Genomic DNA, 18,204 nt, shown 5'->3' with positions numbered 1-18,204 from the left:
GTGATTATTTTTGTTGTTCCACTGTCGTCACCGGCAGACTGCGTCCGGCGTCGTTATTGCTACGCACCCCGGTCAGGGCGTCGGTACTGTGCTTTTTTCGTCGATGCTGGCTGTGGATAACATCCCCTGTCGAATCAGTTGCGCCGCCTTCTCGGCAATCATCAAGGTAGGTGAGCAGGTATTGCCGGAGACGATGTGCGGCATGATCGAGGCATCGGCAATGCGCAGCCCCGGCACACCGTGCACGCGTAGCTGGTCGTCGACCACATCCAGCGCGCCGCTGCCCATCCGGCAGGTGCCCACCGGGTGGAAGATGGTGGTGCCGATCTGCCCGGCGGCTTCATGCAGTTGCTCTTCGCTTTGCAAGTCCGGGCCCGGCAGGTATTCGCGCGGGTTGAAGGCAGCCAGGGCAGGGGCCTGAACGATCTTGCGGGTCAGGCGAATGGCCTGGGCGGCGACGCGCAGGTCTTCGGGGTCACTCAGGTAGTTGGGATCGATCAGCGGTGCATCGTCCGGGTTGGCCGAGCAGATATCGATACGCCCGCGACTGGCAGGGCGCAGGTTGCACACCGAGGCGGTAAAGGCCGGGAAACGGTGCAGCGGTTCACCAAAACGTTCCAGCGACAGGGGCTGTACGTGGTACTGCAAGTTGGCCGAAGCCTGTTCGGGGCCGGAGCGAACGAAGGCGCCCAACTGGCTTGGTGCCATCGCCAACGGCCCGCTGCGATCATAGAGGTAACGCAAGCCCATACCGAGCTTGCCCCAGATGCTGTTGGCGACCTGGTTGAGGGTTCGCGCCTGGCTAACCTGGTAGATCAAGCGCAATTGCAGATGATCCTGCAGGTTGCCACCGACGCCAGGCAGCTCATGTCGAACGGTTATCCCCAGGCGCTCGAGCAAACCACGTGGACCAATGCCGGAGCGTTGCAGGATCCCGGGGGAACCTACGGAACCTGCGCACAGGATGATCTCCCGGCGCGCGCTGAAGTGCTGCCAGTCGCCCTGCCAGCGGGCTCGTACTGCATCAGCACGGCCGTCTTTCAACAGCACCTGATCAACCAGCACATCGGTCAGTACAGTCAGGTTGGGGCGTTTGAGGATCGGCCGCAAAAAAGCTTTGGCCGAATTCCAGCGAATACCAGAACGCTGGTTGACCTGAAAGTATCCACAGCCCTGATTATCCCCAGTGTTGAAGTCGTCAACGCTGGCGATGCCGCTCTGCGCCGCGGCTTCGCGGAACGCATCGAGGATCGGCCAGGAGTAACGTTGTTGTTCGACCCGCCACTCGCCTTGATCCCCATGGGCTTGGCTGGCGCCGCCGAAGTGGTTTTCGCTGGCCTTGAACAGCGGCAGCACATCCTTCCAGGCCCAACCGGCATTGCCTTGCTCGGCCCAGCGATCATAGTCGCCCGCCTGGCCGCGCATGTAGATCATGCCGTTGATCGAGGAGCAGCCACCGAGCACCTTGCCCCGTGGATAACCCAGAGCACGGCCATTGAGGCCCGGTTGCGCTTGGGTCTTGAAGCACCAGTCGGTACGGGGATTGCCAATGCAGTAAAGGTAACCCACCGGGATATGAATCCAGGGGTAGTTGTCGCGCCCACCGGCTTCGAGCAGCAGCACCCGGCAGCCTGGGTCGGCAGATAAGCGATTGGCCAGAAGGCATCCGGCAGGGCCGGCACCCACCACCACATAATCGTAGACAGGATCGGCTGATGGCATGGGCAACCTCGCGCCTGATTATTATTCTTGTCCCAGCCCATGTTATTGATTAATTTCGGGATGAAAACGTTAGATTTCACTCAAGTGCTGTGCGTTTTAACACAACGTCCGTGAACACCGATTCACAAGGAAAAGCATGTTCGACTGGAATGATCTGCGGTTTTTTCTCGAGTTGCAGCGCAGTGGCCGGCTACTGACCGCAGCCAAGCGCCTCAACACCACCCACAGCACCGTGGCCCGGCATATCGACAATATCGAGCAGAGCCTAGGCACAGCCCTGTTCGTTCAGCACGCCCAGGGTTACGAACTGACGCCCTCCGGCCAGGCCCTGCTCAAGCATGCCGAAGCGATGGAAAACGTCGCCCTGCTGGCTCAGGAAGAGATCACCCAGGCCATCACGCCACTGGGCAAGATTCGCCTGGGGGTGACCGAAGGCATCGGCATCATGTTCTTCACTCCGCGCATGGGCAGCCTGTTCGAACGCTACCCGGGCCTTGAAGTGGAGCTGGTGGCGGTGCCGCGCTTTGTCAGCATCCTCAACCGCGAGGCAGAAATCAGCATTCACCTGGAGCGGCCCAATGCCGACCTGTTGATAACCCGCAAACTCACCGACTATCGCCTGGCGCTATACGCCAGCCCCGAGTACCTGGCGCAGGCGCCGGCGCTCAACCACCGCGAAGACCTGGCCAAGCACAGCTGGATCGGTTACGTCGACGACCTGCTGTTCAGCCAGGAACTGCTGTTTTTGAACAGCTTCTGCCGAGCGCCGAATGTGGTGTTTCGCAGCACCAGCGTGATCGCCCAGCAACAAGCCGCTCGCGCCGGCCTGGGCATTGCCGTGCTACCCAACTACATGGCCCGCCACGATCCGGCGCTGGTACGGGTGCTGCCCAGCGAGACGATCCAGCGCAGCTACTGGATCTGTACCCGCCGCGAGTTGCACAAGTCGGTACGGCTACGGGTCGTCTGGGATTTTCTCCTGGCCTTGTGCGCACAAGAGCAGGACGCCTTACTGGCAGAGTAGGGCGTCAGCTGGCCAAGGTTCTGACCGCCAACAGCACTGCCGCGCAGATCCCCACAGTAGCGAACAGTTGCTGCAGTCGCGGCCCGGCCAGTTTGCCAGCGACCTGACGCGCCAACAGCAACCCAAGCACTGCGCCACCGGCAAAGGGGGCACCCACTGTCCACTGTATGGCGCCGCCAACTGTAGCGCTGACCACGCTGCCGGTGGAGATCAGGGCAATCACCGCCAGGGACGTGGCAACGATGCTTTTCATGTCCAGGTTGGTATAACGGCTCAGCGCCGGAATGATCACAAAACCACCACCGACACCCAGCAGCCCCGACAGTAAACCAGACAGGGCGCCGGTAAACGCCAGGGCGCGTGCGCAGGGCAGGGTCCAGCGCAAACGCCCCTGCAAGGGATTAAGCACGCAAGGCATGACCATGCGCTGCCCCAATGGCGGCTGCCCACGCAGCTCGCGGTGCGCCTTGAGCAGCATGCGTGCACAGGCATAGACCAGCACCAGGGCAAAGGTCAGGGCCAATGGCCCGTTCGGCAAGCGATGGGCCAGCATCAGCCCGAAGGGCGCAACAGCGATGCCGATCAACGCCACGAACAGCGCCGCGCGATAACGCACCAGGCCTTGGCGCAATCCCAACAGGGCACCCACTGCCGCGGCCATGCCGACGGCCAGCAAGCCCACTGGCGCCGCCTCGACCATCGACAAACCCAAGCCGAACACCAACAAGGGCACGGCAAGAATGCCACCACCGGCGCCGGTCAGCGCCAGCACCGCACCGATGATCACCCCCAAACCTGCCGCTACGAATTGATGCTCAATCACCGCAGACCCTCGGCGGCAACTCGGGGTTTGGCCAGCCACTCACGACCCTTGAGCATGCAGCGCCAGTACAGCGGCGGCAGGATCTGCGCCTTCAGCAGCCAGGCCAGGCGCGTAGGCCGTCGGCCGTCGAGTAGCCAGCGTGGGAAGCTCGGCGACAGCTTGCCGCCATAGGTGAACTCGGCGAGCACGATCTTGCCGCGCTCGACCGTCAACGGACAGGAGCCATAGCCATCGTAGTGAGCAAGATTGGGCAAGCGGCCCAGCGCCACCAGCACATTGTTGGCCACCACCGGTGCCTGCTTGCGCGCAGCTGCTGCGGTCTTGGCGTTGCTGGTATTGATGCCGTCACCCAAGGCGTGGATGTTGCCGTAGAGCTTGTGACGCAAAGTGGCCGGGTCGACATCGATCCAGCCGGCCTGGTCAGCCAGCGGGCTGTTGCGGATGAATTCCGGTGCAACCTGAGGCGGCACCACATGCAGCATGTCAAAGGGCTGAATGCGGGTTTCGGTGCTGCCATCGGGCAGGGTGCGCACAAACGTCGCCCGTTTACCCGGGCCATCGACCGCCACCAGGCGATGGGCGTACTGCAAGTCCACGGCGTACTTGTCGATGTACTCCATCAGCGCCGGAACATAGTCGGGCACCCCGAACAGTACGCCGCCGGCATTGAAGAACTGCGCCTGGATGTTGCCCAATCGGCCATTGCGCAGCCAGTGATCACACGACAGGTACAGGGCTTTTTGAGGCGCACCGGCGCACTTGATCGGCATCGGCGGCTGGGTGAACAGCGCCCGGCCTTCGCGCAGGTTCTGTACCAGTTGCCAAGTGTACGGCGCCAGGTCGTAACGGTAATTGGAGGTCACGCCATTGCGCCCGAGTGTCTGGCTCAGGCCTTCGATGGCGTCCCAGTCGAGCTTGAGCCCAGGGCAGACCACCAACTGCTCGTAACTGAGCACGCGGCCGTCATTGAGGCTGACGGTTTGTGCCTGCGGGTCAAACGTCTCGACCCGTGCCTTGATCCACTGCACGCCGGCGGGAATGGTCGACGCCATGGTGCGCGCGGTCGAAGGCGCCCGGAAGATACCGGCACCGACCATGGTCCAGCCAGGCTGGTAGTAGTGAACTTCGGCCGGGTCGATGATGGCGACATCCAGCGAAGGGTCTCGGCTGATCAGGCTGGAAGCGGCAGCGATACCGGCGGCACCGGCACCAACAATCAGCACTTTATGGTGGTCGCCTTTCGGTACCTCGGCAGAGGAGAGTTGAGCAGGCATGGCAAGGATCCTTCTAATAATAATTCTGGGGTGTAGCTCAGAGCACGTTGAGCGGGATCTTCAGGTAGCGCACTCCATTGTCTTCAGGTTCGGGCAACTGACCGCTGCGCATGTTGATCTGTACCGAGGGCAGAATCAGCACCGGCATTTCCAGGGTGGCGTCGCGGGCTTCGCGCATGGCGACGAAGCTGTCTTCGCTTATGCCTTCGCGGATATGGATATTGCTCGCGCGCTGTTCGGCCACTGTGGTCATGTACCGCAGTTCGCGGCCACCCGGCAGGTAGTCGTGGCACATGAACAAGCGCGTCTGGGCGGGCAAGGCAAGAATGCGCTGGATCGAACGGTACAGGGTGCGCGCACTGGCGCCGGGAAAGTCGCATCGGGCAGTGCCGTAATCGGGCATGAACAAGGTGTCACCGACGAAGGCAATGCTCTGCCCGGCGACCTCCACCACATAGGTCATGCACGCCGGGGTGTGCCCGGGCGTGTGCAAAGCGCGGGCCTGAAGATTGCCGATGGTGAAGGGCTGCTCATCGTTGAACAGCACATCGAACTGGCTGCCATCGCGGGCGAAACCGCCATCGGCATTGAACAGTGCACCGAAAACTTTCTGCACTTGGGTAATCTGGCTACCTATCGCGATCCGGCCACCCAGGGCTTGCTTGAGGTAGGCGGCGGCAGACAGGTGGTCAGCATGAACATGGGTTTCCAGAATCCACTGAACCTTGGCGCCTAGTTCGCTGACCCGATCGATCAGTTTGTCCGCCGATGCACTGTGGGTGCGCCCGGACTTTGGATCGTAATCCAGCACGCTGTCAATCAAGGCACAGTCACCGCTGTCACGGTCCATCACCAGATAGCTGATGGTCGAGGTCACCGTGTCGAACAGTGCCTCCACATACAAGTTGCCGCCGATGATCATTTACCACGCTCCGAATTCATCACAAATGCCAGCTATGAAGCCTTGCTGGCAGTGGGCAGACTGTCATCAAGATATGTGCCACCATTTAGGTGGGCTGTTTCTCAATGGCTACGGCGAATTTTCGGGCTGCGTATCGCTTACCGCTGCCAAACTGTCAGCATAGTTGGCAGTGACATGGCAGTTTTTGGCAGTCCTTGGCACCTTCAGTTAAGCTTTGCCCGAGCTTGCCCAGGTGTCGCCATGTCCTTCTCTTCCGTTGTTACTCCTGATCCTGCCGTGCAGGCATTGGTGTCCTACCTCGAACACGACGCCCAGCCGACCATCGTGCTCGACACTGACTACAACATCCTTGCGGCCAACAGCGCCTACCGCCGCCAGTTCGGCATTGATGGTCAGCCGCCTATTGGCGCCAAGTGCCACCGGGTGTCCCACCACTACGCCGTGCCTTGCGACCAGGCTGGCGAACACTGTCCGATGCGCAAGGCCTGGGACAGTCGTGCACCTGAACGTGTGTTGCATGTGCACCACACGCCACGCGGGCCAGAACACGTCGATGTCGAATTGCGCCCTATCCTCGATGAAGAGGGTCAGGTGGTGGCTTTTGTCGAGCGCCTGACCAGCATCACCGTCGCCTCGGCTCAGCCCCAGCAGCACGGACTGGTCGGGCGCTCACCGGCATTCCAGGAAGCACTGGCCAGCTTGCAGCGCTCAGCACCGGCGCAAATCCCGGTGTTGCTCCAGGGTGAGTCCGGCACCGGCAAGGAGCTGTTTGCCCGCGCGTTGCACCTGAGTAGTCCGCGGGCGAACGGTCCACTGGTAGTGGTCGATTGCACCGGCCTGACCGAGTCGTTGTTCGAAAGCGAGTTGTTCGGCTACGAGAAAGGCGCCTTCACCGGCGCTCATCAGCGCAAGATCGGCCTGGCCGAAGCAGCCCATGGCGGCACCTTGTTCCTCGATGAAATCGGTGAAGTGCCGCTGGCGATGCAGGTCAAACTGCTGCGCCTGATCGAGTCCGGCAGCTTTCGTCCGGTTGGCAGCCTGCGTACGGTTCACTCGGATTTCAGGCTGGTCTCGGCTACCCACAAACCCCTCAAGGAAATGGCTGCAGCAGGCACCTTTCGCGAGGACCTGTACTACCGCATCAGTGGCTTTCCGATTCGGCTGCCGGCCTTGCGTGAGCGGGTTGATGATCTGCCGTTGTTGATCCAGAGCCTGCTGCAGCGCATGGCCGGTTCGGCCGCGCCGCAAGTCGATGCCCAAGCGATGAAACGGCTGAGCTTGCATACCTATCCCGGCAACATCCGCGAGCTACGAAATATCCTCGAGCGAGCGCGGTTGTTCGCTGACGACGGACTGATCCGAGCCGAACATCTGCCTGCGGAACTCGGTTCAGTCCTTGAACCGACGCAAACCCTGAGCCGCCGTGCCAAGGACAACCTCGGACAACTGGCCCAGGCCCTGGACAGTTTCAACGGCTCGCGCAGCGAGCTGGCCCGTCACTTGGGCCTGAGTGAACGCACCCTGTACCGACGCTTGCGCGAGCTGGGGCTTTGACCTATGCGCAGAAACAACAAACCCCGGCTTTTGGCCGGGGTTGTTGTTTGTAGCGGTAGCGCCTGATCAGAAGTCCAGGTTGGACACCGCCAGGGCGTTGCTCTCGATGAACTCACGACGTGGCTCAACGGCGTCGCCCATCAGGGTGTTGAAGATCTGATCAGCAGCGATCGCGTCTTCAATGGTCACCTTGAGCATGCGGCGCACGGTTGGGTCCATAGTGGTTTCCCACAGCTGATCCGGGTTCATCTCACCCAGACCTTTGTAGCGCTGGATGGTGTGGCGCTTGGTGCTTTCGGTCATCAGCCAGTCCAGTGCTTCCTTGAACTCGGTGATGGCTTTCTTGCGCTCGCCACGTTGCACGTAGGCGCCGTCACCCAGCAGGGTGGTCAGCTGTGCACCGAGGGCGGTGACGGTGCGGTAGTCGTTGCTGCCGAAGAAGTCACGGTTGAAGGTGACGTAGCTGGCCAGGCCGTGGGAGGTGATTTCCACTTCTGGCAGCCAGACATTGCGCTCTTTGTCTTCGCGCAGGCTGGCCTTGTACAGCAGGCCGGACTTCTCGCTGGTACGCAGACGCTCTTCGAACTTGCCCAGCCATTGCTGCATGGCAGCATGGTCGCCCAACTGCTCCAGCGATACCGCCGGCAGGTAGACGAAGTGCTCGGTCAGCTCCTGCGGGTACAGGCGCGACAGGCGCTTGAGAGTCTTCATCACGGTACGGAATTCGTTGACCAGACGCTCCAGCTCGACGCCGGAAACAGGTGGTGCGGATTCGTCCAGGTGCAGGCTGGCATCTTCCAGAGCCGACTGAGTCATGTACTCTTCCATGGCCTCGTCGTCTTTGATGTACTGCTCTTGCTTGCCTTTCTTGACCTTGTACAGCGGCGGCTGGGCGATGTAGATATAGCCACGCTCGACCAGCTCCGGCAACTGACGGAAGAAGAAGGTCAGCAGCAGGGTGCGAATGTGCGAACCGTCGACGTCAGCATCGGTCATGATGATGATGTTGTGATAACGCAGCTTGTCGATGTTGTACTCTTCGCGGCCGATACCGCAGCCCAACGCGGTGATCAACGTGCCCACTTCCTGGGACGAGATCATCTTGTCGAAGCGTGCTTTCTCGACGTTGAGGATCTTGCCCTTGAGCGGCAGGATCGCCTGGGTCTTGCGGTTACGACCTTGCTTGGCCGAGCCACCCGCGGAGTCACCCTCCACCAGGTACAGTTCGGAAAGGGCAGGGTCCTTCTCCTGGCAGTCCGCAAGTTTGCCCGGCAGGCCGGCGATATCCAACGCACCTTTGCGACGCGTCATTTCACGCGCTTTACGTGCTGCTTCACGGGCACGGGCAGCGTCGATCATCTTGCCGACAACGGCCTTGGCTTCGTTCGGGTTCTCCAGCAGGAAGTCGGAGAAGTACTTGCCCATCTCCTGCTCCACGGCCGTTTTCACTTCCGAGGAAACCAGCTTGTCTTTGGTCTGCGAGCTGAATTTCGGATCCGGCACCTTCACCGAGATGATCGCGGTCAGACCTTCACGGGCGTCATCGCCGGTGGTCGCAACCTTGTTCTTCTTGGCCAGGCCTTCCTGCTCGATGTAGTTGTTCAGGTTACGGGTCAACGCCGAACGGAAACCGACCAGGTGGGTACCACCGTCACGCTGCGGGATGTTGTTGGTGAAGCACAACAGGTTCTCGTTGAAGCTGTCGTTCCACTGCAGGGCGATTTCAACGCCCACGCCGTCTTCACGTTGAACGCTGAAATGGAACACCTGGTTGACCGGGGTCTTGTTGGTGTTCAGGTATTCAACGAAGGCACGCAGGCCACCTTCGTACTTGAAGTGCTCTTCCTTGCCCGAACGCTCATCCTTCAGCAGGATACCAACGCCAGAGTTCAGGAAGGACAGTTCGCGAATCCGCTTGGCCAAAATATCCCAGCTGAAGTGGATATTCTTGAACGTCTCAGACGACGGCTTGAAGTGGATGTGGGTACCGGTGGTTTCGCTATCCCCAACGATTGCCATCGAGGCTTGTGGCACGCCGTGGACGTAAGTCTGTTCCCAGATCTTGCCGCTACGGCGAACGGTCAGGATCAACTCCTCGGACAGGGCGTTAACCACCGACACACCTACACCGTGCAGACCGCCGGATACTTTATAGGAGTTGTCGTCAAACTTACCGCCGGCGTGCAAGACGGTCATGATGACCTCGGCGGCGGAGACGCCTTCCTCTTTGTGCACGTCGACCGGAATGCCGCGACCGTTGTCGCGAACACTGATGGATTCGTCCGGGTGGATGGTTACGGTGATGTCGTCACAGTGGCCGGCGAGTGCTTCGTCGATCGAGTTATCGAGCACCTCGAACACCATGTGGTGCAGACCGCTACCATCATCGGTGTCGCCAATGTACATACCGGGACGCTTGCGCACGGCATCTAGCCCTTTCAGCACTTTAATGCTGGAGGAGTCGTACGTTTGATTTTCGCTCATGCCTTCACTCCCGATGGTCGTGGGTCTGGGTGATACGGCCCTGTTCCACGTGGAACAAAGCAACTGGCGTTTCCGTCTGCCAGCCTTCCCTCAATAATTCGTGATCTACACAGGTGATAAACACCTGGCAGCGTAAGTCTTCCAACAAGCGACAAAGTGCGCGGCGGTGCTGATCGTCGAGTTCCGACGGCAAGTCATCCACCAGATAAATACATTGGCCGCGACGCGCCTGGCTAACCAGATGGCCTTGGGCGATACGCAATGCGCAGACCACCAGCTTCTGCTGACCGCGAGACAAAATGTCTGCGGCGTTATGGGCGCCGAGTCTCAAACGCAAGTCCGCGCGTTGTGGTCCGGCCTGGGTATGGCCCATGTGCTGATCACGTTGCAGGGAGGAGGCGAGCACTTCACTGAGTTCGCGATCCTTGTCCCAGCCACGGTAATAGCTCAGGGTCAGCCCTTCGAGCTCGACCAAATCGCTGAGAGTTTGCTCAAAGACAGGCTTCAAGGCCTTGATGTAATTGCGACGGTATTCATCTATTTCCGCGCTGGCCAGGCACAGTTCCCGGTCCCAGGCCGCTTGCGAAACAGCGTCAAGTGTACCATGCCGCAACCATGAGTTCCGCTGCCGCAAAGCCTTCTGCAGGCGTTGCCATGTGGACATGAAGCGGGGTTCCACGTGGAACACCCCCCAATCAAGGAACTGCCGGCGTATTTTCGGCGCGCCTTCGAGCAAGCGAAAACTGTCGGGGTTGATCAACTGCAGCGGCAGGATCTCTGCCAGCTGTGCAGCGCTACGGGCGTTCTGCCCGTCGATGCGGATGGTGAACTCACCTTGCCGATCCCGCGAAATACCCAGGTTGCTGGAACCGCCTTCGCTTAACTCGACTTGGCCGAATACTGTACAAGCCAGTTGCTCATACTGAATCACCGGGGTGAGTCGAGTGCTGCGGAACGACCGGGCCAGGCCCAACAGATGAACGGCTTCCAGCACACTGGTTTTACCGCTGCCGTTGGCGCCGTACAGAATGTTTATGCGGGGGGAGGGAGAGAAGGTCACCGGGTGCAGGTTACGCACCGCGGTGACAGAAACGCGACTGAGGGACATCTAGAGTCTGCTGGACAAATTACAGGCGCATCGGCATGACGACATAAGCGGAATCGTCGTTGTCGGCTTCCTGCAGCAGTGCACTGCTGTTGGAGTCCGACAGGATCAGACGAACCTGCTCAGTGGTCATGACACCCAGCACGTCCAGCAAGTAGCTGACGTTGAAACCGATTTCCAGCGAGCTACCGTTGTACTCGACGCTGATTTCTTCTTCTGCTTCTTCCTGCTCTGGGTTGTTAGCCTGGATCTTCAACTGGGCACTGGCCAACTGCAGACGGATGCCGCGGTACTTCTCGTTGGACAGAATTGCAGTACGGCTGAAGGCTTCACGCAGTGCCTGACGGTCGCCCACCACCAGCTTGTCACCGCCCTTGGGCAAGACACGCTCGTAGTCCGGGAACTTGCCGTCGACCAGCTTGGAGGTGAAGGTGAACTCACCCGTGGTGGCGCGGATGTGATGCTGCCCCAGCACGATGCTTACCATGCCGTCCGGCTCGGTAAGCAGACGAGCAAGCTCCAGGATACCTTTGCGCGGCACGATGACCTGGTGGCGATCGGCTTGGCCAATTTCAGCACGCATCGAGCACATGGCCAAACGGTGACCGTCGGTGGCAACGGCGCGCAACGTATCAGTAGATACTTCGAGCAGCATACCGTTGAGGTAGTAGCGCACATCCTGCTGGGCCATGGCGAAGCTGGTGCGCTCGATCAGGCGGCGCAGGCGGCTTTGCTCCAGGTTGCAGGTCAGCGAGCCCGGGCCTTCTTCCACGGTCGGGAAGTCGTTGGCCGGCAGGGTCGACAGGGTGAAACGGCTACGGCCAGCCTTTACCACGAGCTTCTGCTCATCGAGCTTGATGTCGATCAGCACGTCGTTCGGCAGGCTTTTGCAGATGTCCATGAGCTTGCGCGCAGGCACGGTGATCTCGCCAGGCTCGGCTGGCTCTTCCAACTGCACGCGGCCAACCAGTTCCACTTCCAGGTCGGTACCGGTCAGCGACAATTGCTGACCCTCTACCACCAGCAGTACGTTGGACAGTACCGGCAAGGTCTGGCGGCGCTCGACGACGCCTGCGACCAGTTGCAGGGGTTTCAACAGGGCTTCGCGTTGAATGGTGAAATGCATGGTCTAGTCCCTTGCCTTTAATAAGCTGCGCTGACGTTCATCAAGTCGTCAGAGTCCGCAGCAGGTTCTTGTAGTCCTCGCGGATATCCGCGTCGGATTCCTTGAGCTCGTTGATCTTGCGGCACGCATGCAACACGGTGGTGTGATCGCGGCCGCCGAAAACGTCGCCGATTTCCGGCAGGCTGTGGTTGGTCAGCTCTTTGGACAAGGCCATAGCAACTTGCCGCGGGCGGGCGACCGAACGGGAACGACGTTTGGACAACAGATCGGAGATCTTGATCTTGTAGTACTCGGCAACGGTGCGCTGAATGTTATCCACACTCACCAGTTTGTCCTGCAGTGCCAGAAGATCCTTGAGCGATTCTCGAATCAGCTCGATGGTGATGTCACGGCCCATGAAGTGCGAGTGAGCGATCACCCGCTTCAAGGCGCCTTCGAGTTCACGCACGTTCGAGCGGATACGCTGGGCGATAAAGAAAGCCGCGTCATGCGGCAGGTCGACCTTGGCTTGATCCGCCTTCTTCATCAGGATCGCCACCCGGGTTTCGAGTTCTGGAGGCTCTACCGCAACGGTCAGGCCCCAACCGAAACGCGACTTCAGGCGCTCTTCCAGGCCTTCGATTTCCTTCGGATAACGGTCGCTGGTCAGAATGACCTGCTGGCCGCCTTCGAGCAGGGCGTTGAAGGTGTGGAAAAACTCTTCCTGGGAACGTTCTTTACGGGCAAAGAACTGAATGTCATCGATCAGCAGCGCATCGACCGAACGGTAGAAGCGTTTGAACTCGTTGATGGCATTGAGTTGCAGCGCCTTGACCATGTCAGCGACGAAGCGCTCGGAGTGCAGGTACACCACCTTGGCATTCGGGTTCTTCTTGAGCAGGTGGTTGCCCACCGCGTGCATCAAGTGAGTTTTACCCAGGCCCACGCCGCCATACAGGAACAACGGGTTGTAGCCATGCTTGGGGTTGTCGGCAACCTGCCAGGCCGCAGCGCGTGCCAGCTGGTTGGACTTACCTTCGACGAAGTTCTCAAAGGTAAAGGTGCGGTTCAGGTAGCTGGTGTGTTTGAGCGCACCCTCGACCTGCACAGTGCGTTGTTCGGTGCGGCTCGGTGCCGGAGCGGCATTGGCCTCTCCCATGGAATCGAAGCTGTCACGCGAAGGCGCTTGCTCGATTTCGGCCACAGCTGCCGGTGCTGCAACGGGTGCGGCCACAGGCTCACTGACCACTGCGCTTTGTGCAGCTTGTGCCTGAGAGGCCGCCACGGCTGCAGCCAGCGGTGCATTAGGTGCGGCACGCGGTGCCGAACTGCGCCTGCTACCTATTAATAAGGAAAGCGCAGGCGCCATACCGTTGCCGTGTTCACCCAGCAGTTCGAGCAGACGGCTCAGATACTTTTCATTGACCCAGTCGAGAACGAAACGGTTGGGCGCATAGACGCGCAACTCGTCGCCTTCGGCTTCGACCTGTAGCGGACGGATCCAGGTGTTGAATTGCTGGGCAGGCAGTTCATCGCGCAGAAGCTCCACGCACTGCTGCCAAAGTTCCACTGACACGGATATCCCCTGAGTTGAAAGCCGGTGAGGCAAAAACAAGCGCCCATTGTACCCAGCGCCAGCTCAGTTATCCACATGCAGGTAAGACGAGGATGGCGATAAATCAGCAATTTAGTGACCAAAATGACACTTGAGCCATGTGAATAAGCTCTGTGGATAACCGGACCTGAGGTCTTTGCACAACTGGGGGCTGAAACCAGTGGATAACCTGCCTGTGGATAACATGCTATTTCATCCACAGCTTTTCCGAGGCTACAGCACAGTCACAGCACCGTTTCTCGACAAGGTTTCTGTTCTCTGTACAGTAGGTAATTAAAGGCCTTCAGCTTGTTATCCACAGAAAGTCTCTACATAAGCTCTATAAGATTCACTAAAAAGCTTTAAATAAGTCCTCTCTTTTTTTCTATGTTTAAGTGAACCACTACTCGTGCCCTGGCCGCTCATCCCCAGTGATGCCCAAAACGCAGCCGATTTTCCGTCTATAAGGAAAAGCTGGTTGGAAATTGACCTACGGCCCCGCTTTCTCTAGAATCGCCGGTCTCTTAAAACGGGGGCCATTCCGGCCCGTAGTCGACGAACCAGGTAACACGCCATGAAACGTACTTTCCAACCAAGCACCATCAAGCGCGCTCGCACTCACGGTTTCCGTGCCCGTATGGCCACCAAGAACGGTCGTGCCGTTCTGTCGCGTCGCCGTGCCAAAGGCCGTAAGCGCCTGGCAGTTTGATTTTTCGGCAATGGTGGTGAGTCAGGACTTCAGTCGGGAAAAGCGCCTGCTTATTCCCCGGCACTTCAAAGCGGTCTTCGACTCCCCAACCGGCAAGGTTCCAGGGAAATGCCTGCTGATCCTTGCTCGCGAGAACGGTCTTGATCATCCCCGCCTGGGGCTTGTGATCGGGAAAAAGAGCGTCAAGCTCTCCGTTCAACGCAATCGCCTGAAACGCCTGATGCGCGATTCGTTTCGCCTGAACCAGCATTTGCTTGCCGGTTGGGATATCGTGATCGTCGCGCGCAAAGGGTTGGGCGAGATTGAAAACCCAGAATTGCACCAACATTTTGGCAAGCTCTGGAAGCGCCTTGCACGCAGTCGGCCCGCTCCAGTGGTTAACACCGACTCTGTGGGGGTAGACAGTCAAGATGCGTAAACTGGCGCTCGTTCCGATCCAGTTTTACCGTTATGCCATTAGTCCTCTGATGGCCAGTCACTGTCGTTTCTACCCCAGTTGCTCCTGCTATGCGTACGAAGCCATCGAAACACATGGCCTTTTACGCGGCGGGTGGCTTACCGTTCGTCGCCTGGGGCGTTGTCACCCGTGGAATGCCGGTGGTTTTGACCCGGTTCCACCTGCCTCCTCTTCCCGTACTTCTTCGATAGCCGAGTAATCATGGATATTAAACGCACGATCCTGATCGCGGCCCTGGCAATCGTGTCCTACGTCATGGTCCTTAACTGGAACCAGGACTATGGCCAGGCTGCCCTGCCGACTCAGAATACTGCTGCCAGCAACGTTGCCCCGGCCCTGCCGGACACCGCGCAGGCCGGTAACACTGGCGCCAGCGCCGATGTACCGAGCGCCAACGCTGAATCCAGCCCAGCAGAACTTGCCCCGGTAGTGGTCAGCAAGGACCTGATTCGGGTCAAGACTGATGTCCTCGACCTGGCTATCGATCCAAACGGTGGTGACATCGCCCAGCTGATGCTGCCGAAATACCCACGTCGTCAAGACCATCCAGACATTCCGTTCCAGTTGTTCGACAACGGTGGTGAGCGTACTTACCTGGCTCAGAGCGGTCTTACCGGTGTCAACGGACCTGATGCGCGTTCGTCTGGCCGTCCTCTGTACGCCGCTGATCAGAAAAGTTATCAACTGGCCGACGGTCAGGACCAACTGGTAGTCGACCTGAAATTCAGCGATGCCGGCGTCAACTACATCAAGCGCTTCAGCTTCAAGCGCGGTGAGTACGACCTGACCGTCACCTACCTGATCGACAACCAGAGCGCACAGCCCTGGACCGGTAACCTGTTCGCACAGCTCAAGCGCGATGCCAGTTCGGATCCTTCCTCGAGCACCGCAACCGGTACTGCGACTTACCTCGGCGCTGCCCTGTGGACAAGTTCGGAGCCCTACAAAAAAGTGTCGATGAAAGACATCGACAAGGGAAATCTGAAAGAAAATGTTACCGGCGGCTGGGTAGCCTGGCTGCAGCACTACTTTGTAACTGCTTGGATTCCTAACAAGTCTGAAAACAACATCGTTCAGACCCGCAAGGACAGCCAAGGCAACTACATCATCGGTTTCACCGGACCGGCGCTGAACGTTGCCGCTGGCGCCAAAGCTGAAACCAGCACCATGCTGTATGCCGGTCCGAAGATTCAGGAGCGGCTCAAGGAGTTGTCCCCAGGTCTGGAACTGACCGTCGACTACGGCATCCTGTGGTTCATTGCCCAGCCAATCTTCTGGCTGCTGCAACATATCCACAACCTTCTCGGCAACTGGGGCTGGTCGATTATCGTCCTGACCATGCTGATCAAGGCGCTGTTCTTCCCGCTGTCGGCCGCCAGCTATCGTTCGATGGCCCGCATGCGTGCCGTTGCGCCGAAACTGGCAGCACTCAAAGAACAACATGGCGATGACCGGCAGAAAATGTCGCAAGCCATGATGGAGCTGTACAAGAAAGAGAAGATCAACCCGCTGGGCGGCTGTCTGCCGATCCTGGTGCAGATGCCAGTCTTCCTTTCGCTGTACTGGGTTCTGCTGGAAAGCGTCGAGATGCGTCAGGCGCCATGGATGTTCTGGATCACTGACCTGTCGATCAAGGATCCGTTCTTCATCCTGCCGATCATCATGGGCGCGACCATGTTCATCCAGCAGCAGCTGAACCCGACTCCGCCGGATCCGATGCAGGCCAAGGTGATGAAGCTGATGCCGATCATCTTCACCTTCTTCTTCCTGTGGTTCCCTGCAGGTCTGGTGCTGTACTGGGTTGTGAACAACTGCTTGTCGATCGCACAGCAGTGGTACATCACCCGCGGTATCGAAAAGGCTGCCAAGAATGCCGCCGCTTAACGGGTTAGCCAGCTAACCTGTGGATAAACGCCCCCTCGTGGGGCGTTTTGCTATCTGTCGTTTTTGTCGTGAGACCGTCGAGCATGAACACTGTGCGTGAAACCATTGCCGCCATTGCTACCGCCCAGGGACGTGGGGGGGTGGGAATCGTGCGGCTATCCGGCCCTCTGGCCAAACAAGCCGGGTTGGCCATCTGTGGCAAAACGCTAACACCGCGGCACGCCCATTACGGTCCGTTCCGCGCTGAAGATGGCCTGGTGCTGGATGAAGGCATTGTGCTGTTCTTCCCCGGGCCGAACTCCTTCACCGGCGAAGACGTGCTGGAACTGCAGGGCCACGGTGGCCCGGTGGTGCTCGATATGCTCCTGCAACGCTGTGTACAACTGGGCTGCCGGCTGGCGCGCCCGGGTGAATTCAGCGAGCGTGCGTTCCTCAATGATAAGCTTGACCTTGCTCAGGCCGAGGCCATCGCCGACCTGATTGAAGCCAGCTCCGCACAGGCGGCGCGCAATGCCTTGCGCTCGCTGCAGGGTGAATTTTCCCGTCGTGTGGATAACCTCACCGAAAAACTGATCAGCCTGCGTATTTACGTGGAAGCGGCGATCGACTTCCCCGAGGAAGAAATCGACTTTCTCGCTGACGGTCACGTGCTGAGCATGCTCGATGAGGTGCGCAACAATTTATCCACAGTGCAGCGCGAGGCCGGGCAGGGCGCGTTGCTGCGTGATGGCATGACGGTAGTGATTGCCGGTCGGCCGAATGCCGGCAAGTCGAGCCTGCTTAACGTACTGGCCGGCCGTGAGGCCGCGATTGTCACCGATATCGCCGGCACCACCCGGGACATCCTGCGCGAACATATCCACATCGATGGCATGCCGCTGCACGTTGTCGACACTGCCGGGTTGCGCGATACCGACGACCATGTGGAAAAGATCGGCGTGGAACGTGCGCTCAAGGCGATCAACGAGGCTGACCGGGTTTTGCTGGTGGTCGACTCCACTGCGCCGGAAGCCAGTGATCCGTTTGCCCTATGGCCCGAGTTTCTCGATCTGCGCCCGGATCCGGCGAAGGTCACACTGATTCGTAACAAGGCAGATCTGAGTGGCGAAGCCATTGCCATGGAACAGAGTGAAGATGGCCATGTCACCATCACCCTCAGCGCCAAAGATACCGACATGGGCCTTGAGCTACTGCGCGAGCACCTGAAGTCCTGCATGGGTTATGAACAGACTGCCGAAAGCAGCTTCAGCGCCCGCAGGCGCCATCTGGAGGCACTGCGTCAGGCCAGTGCGCACCTGGAGCACGGTCGCGCCCAGCTGACCCTTGCCGGGGCCGGTGAACTGCTGGCAGAGGATCTGCGCCAGGCTCAACAAGCCTTGGGCGAGATTACCGGGGCATTCAGCTCTGATGACTTGCTTGGGCGGATCTTCTCCAGCTTCTGCATCGGCAAGTAAGCGTTCTTATCCACAGTCGGGCCTGCAATGGGCCCGACCGTAGCAGCCATTTTCTCCAATCCCCTCTCCTGGTCAGTACAGCCATAGCGGTTG

Annotated in this window: 15 protein-coding genes; 7 read left to right on the top strand and 8 right to left on the bottom strand. The window is 59.3% G+C overall.

Features of this window, described 5'->3' with window-relative positions; all coding sequences use genetic code 11:
* Positions 1-72: 72 nt before the first annotated feature.
* Positions 73-1,722, bottom strand: a complete 1,650-nt coding sequence (locus tag M5G17_RS21500) for a GMC family oxidoreductase (RefSeq protein WP_273894892.1) — start codon at positions 1,720-1,722, stop codon at positions 73-75.
* A 136-nt stretch (positions 1,723-1,858) separates the two neighbouring features.
* On the opposite strand from M5G17_RS21500, the gene M5G17_RS21495 reads away from it, so the two are divergent.
* On the top strand, positions 1,859-2,746 hold the full coding sequence (locus tag M5G17_RS21495) for a LysR family transcriptional regulator (protein WP_045199374.1): 888 nt from the start codon (positions 1,859-1,861) through the stop codon (positions 2,744-2,746).
* A gap of 4 nt (positions 2,747-2,750) precedes the next feature.
* Here the strand turns inward: M5G17_RS21495 and M5G17_RS21490 are convergent, their stop codons facing one another.
* From M5G17_RS21490 to M5G17_RS21480, 3 genes are read right to left on the bottom strand one after another with little or no spacing between them, the layout of a single operon-like run.
* Entirely contained in the window at positions 2,751-3,569 is an 819-nt protein-coding gene (locus M5G17_RS21490; protein ID WP_273894891.1) for a sulfite exporter TauE/SafE family protein, read from the bottom strand.
* Entirely contained in the window at positions 3,566-4,843 is a 1,278-nt protein-coding gene (locus M5G17_RS21485; protein ID WP_273894890.1) for an NAD(P)/FAD-dependent oxidoreductase, read from the bottom strand. The genes M5G17_RS21490 and M5G17_RS21485 overlap by 4 nt, the downstream gene beginning before the upstream one ends.
* Positions 4,844-4,880: 37 nt before the next feature.
* Positions 4,881-5,765, bottom strand: a complete 885-nt coding sequence (locus tag M5G17_RS21480; protein WP_273894889.1) for an MBL fold metallo-hydrolase — start codon at positions 5,763-5,765, stop codon at positions 4,881-4,883.
* Between the two features lie 240 nt (positions 5,766-6,005).
* On the opposite strand from M5G17_RS21480, the gene M5G17_RS21475 reads away from it, so the two are divergent.
* Positions 6,006-7,319, top strand: coding sequence for a sigma-54 interaction domain-containing protein (locus M5G17_RS21475; protein WP_273894888.1), 1,314 nt, complete (start codon positions 6,006-6,008; stop codon positions 7,317-7,319).
* Positions 7,320-7,385: 66 nt separating this feature from the next.
* On the opposite strand, the gene gyrB is transcribed toward M5G17_RS21475, so the two are convergent.
* From gyrB to dnaA, 4 genes are read right to left on the bottom strand one after another with little or no spacing between them, the layout of a single operon-like run.
* Positions 7,386-9,803: a DNA topoisomerase (ATP-hydrolyzing) subunit B gene (gene gyrB / locus M5G17_RS21470; RefSeq protein WP_273894887.1), complete on the bottom strand. Its 2,418-nt coding sequence runs from the start codon at positions 9,801-9,803 to the stop codon at positions 7,386-7,388.
* Positions 9,804-9,807: 4 nt separating this feature from the next.
* Entirely contained in the window at positions 9,808-10,911 is a 1,104-nt protein-coding gene (gene recF, locus M5G17_RS21465; protein ID WP_273894886.1) for a DNA replication/repair protein RecF, read from the bottom strand.
* A 19-nt stretch (positions 10,912-10,930) separates the two neighbouring features.
* Positions 10,931-12,034 carry a DNA polymerase III subunit beta gene (gene dnaN, locus M5G17_RS21460; RefSeq protein ID WP_273894885.1) on the bottom strand — a complete coding sequence of 368 codons (1,104 nt, stop codon included), beginning with the start codon at positions 12,032-12,034 and terminating at the stop codon, positions 10,931-10,933.
* A 40-nt stretch (positions 12,035-12,074) separates the two neighbouring features.
* A complete protein-coding gene (dnaA, locus tag M5G17_RS21455) occupies positions 12,075-13,589 on the bottom strand; it encodes a chromosomal replication initiator protein DnaA (protein ID WP_273894884.1) in 1,515 nt (504 codons plus the stop codon).
* A 592-nt stretch (positions 13,590-14,181) separates the two neighbouring features.
* On the opposite strand from dnaA, the gene rpmH reads away from it, so the two are divergent.
* The 5 genes from rpmH to mnmE all read left to right on the top strand — a co-directional run bounded on the left by rpmH (position 14,182) and on the right by mnmE (position 18,111).
* Positions 14,182-14,316 (top strand): 50S ribosomal protein L34, encoded by a 135-nt coding sequence (gene rpmH, locus M5G17_RS21450; RefSeq protein ID WP_002551315.1) that lies wholly within the window; start codon positions 14,182-14,184, stop codon positions 14,314-14,316.
* A gap of 13 nt (positions 14,317-14,329) precedes the next feature.
* Positions 14,330-14,734: a ribonuclease P protein component gene (gene rnpA / locus M5G17_RS21445; RefSeq protein WP_273894920.1), complete on the top strand. Its 405-nt coding sequence runs from the start codon at positions 14,330-14,332 to the stop codon at positions 14,732-14,734.
* Positions 14,727-14,972: a membrane protein insertion efficiency factor YidD gene (gene yidD / locus M5G17_RS21440; protein ID WP_080764817.1), complete on the top strand. Its 246-nt coding sequence runs from the start codon at positions 14,727-14,729 to the stop codon at positions 14,970-14,972. Before rnpA ends, yidD begins: the two co-directional genes overlap by 8 nt.
* A gap of 2 nt (positions 14,973-14,974) precedes the next feature.
* On the top strand, positions 14,975-16,657 hold the full coding sequence (yidC, locus tag M5G17_RS21435) for a membrane protein insertase YidC (RefSeq protein ID WP_273894883.1): 1,683 nt from the start codon (positions 14,975-14,977) through the stop codon (positions 16,655-16,657).
* 83 nt (positions 16,658-16,740) lie between these two features.
* A complete protein-coding gene (mnmE, locus tag M5G17_RS21430) occupies positions 16,741-18,111 on the top strand; it encodes a tRNA uridine-5-carboxymethylaminomethyl(34) synthesis GTPase MnmE (protein WP_273894882.1) in 1,371 nt (456 codons plus the stop codon).
* The last annotated feature ends 93 nt before the right edge of the window (positions 18,112-18,204 follow it).

It is taken from the genome of Pseudomonas rubra (assembly GCF_028656935.1).
In the GTDB taxonomy this organism is placed as follows: Bacteria; Pseudomonadota; Gammaproteobacteria; order Pseudomonadales; family Pseudomonadaceae; genus Aquipseudomonas; species Aquipseudomonas rubra.
The sequence above is the reverse complement of the archived record's forward strand: the minus strand, read 5'-3'. Positions and strand labels throughout refer to the sequence as shown.

What these genes read in the sequence shown, in the direction of transcription:
- M5G17_RS21500 (WP_273894892.1), bottom strand. Translation starts at nt 1,722, where the DNA reads ATGCCATCAGCCGATCCTGTCTACGATTATGTGGTGGTGGGTGCCGGC.
- M5G17_RS21495 (WP_045199374.1), top strand. Translation starts at nt 1,859, where the DNA reads ATGTTCGACTGGAATGATCTGCGGTTTTTTCTCGAGTTGCAGCGCAGT.
- M5G17_RS21485 (WP_273894890.1), bottom strand. Translation starts at nt 4,843, where the DNA reads ATGCCTGCTCAACTCTCCTCTGCCGAGGTACCGAAAGGCGACCACCAT.
- M5G17_RS21480 (WP_273894889.1), bottom strand. Translation starts at nt 5,765, where the DNA reads ATGATCATCGGCGGCAACTTGTATGTGGAGGCACTGTTCGACACGGTG.
- M5G17_RS21475 (WP_273894888.1), top strand. Translation starts at nt 6,006, where the DNA reads ATGTCCTTCTCTTCCGTTGTTACTCCTGATCCTGCCGTGCAGGCATTG.
- gyrB (WP_273894887.1), bottom strand. Translation starts at nt 9,803, where the DNA reads ATGAGCGAAAATCAAACGTACGACTCCTCCAGCATTAAAGTGCTGAAA.
- recF (WP_273894886.1), bottom strand. Translation starts at nt 10,911, where the DNA reads ATGTCCCTCAGTCGCGTTTCTGTCACCGCGGTGCGTAACCTGCACCCG.
- dnaN (WP_273894885.1), bottom strand. Translation starts at nt 12,034, where the DNA reads ATGCATTTCACCATTCAACGCGAAGCCCTGTTGAAACCCCTGCAACTG.
- rpmH (WP_002551315.1), top strand. Translation starts at nt 14,182, where the DNA reads ATGAAACGTACTTTCCAACCAAGCACCATCAAGCGCGCTCGCACTCAC.
- yidD (WP_080764817.1), top strand. Translation starts at nt 14,727, where the DNA reads ATGCGTAAACTGGCGCTCGTTCCGATCCAGTTTTACCGTTATGCCATT.
- yidC (WP_273894883.1), top strand. Translation starts at nt 14,975, where the DNA reads ATGGATATTAAACGCACGATCCTGATCGCGGCCCTGGCAATCGTGTCC.
- mnmE (WP_273894882.1), top strand. Translation starts at nt 16,741, where the DNA reads ATGAACACTGTGCGTGAAACCATTGCCGCCATTGCTACCGCCCAGGGA.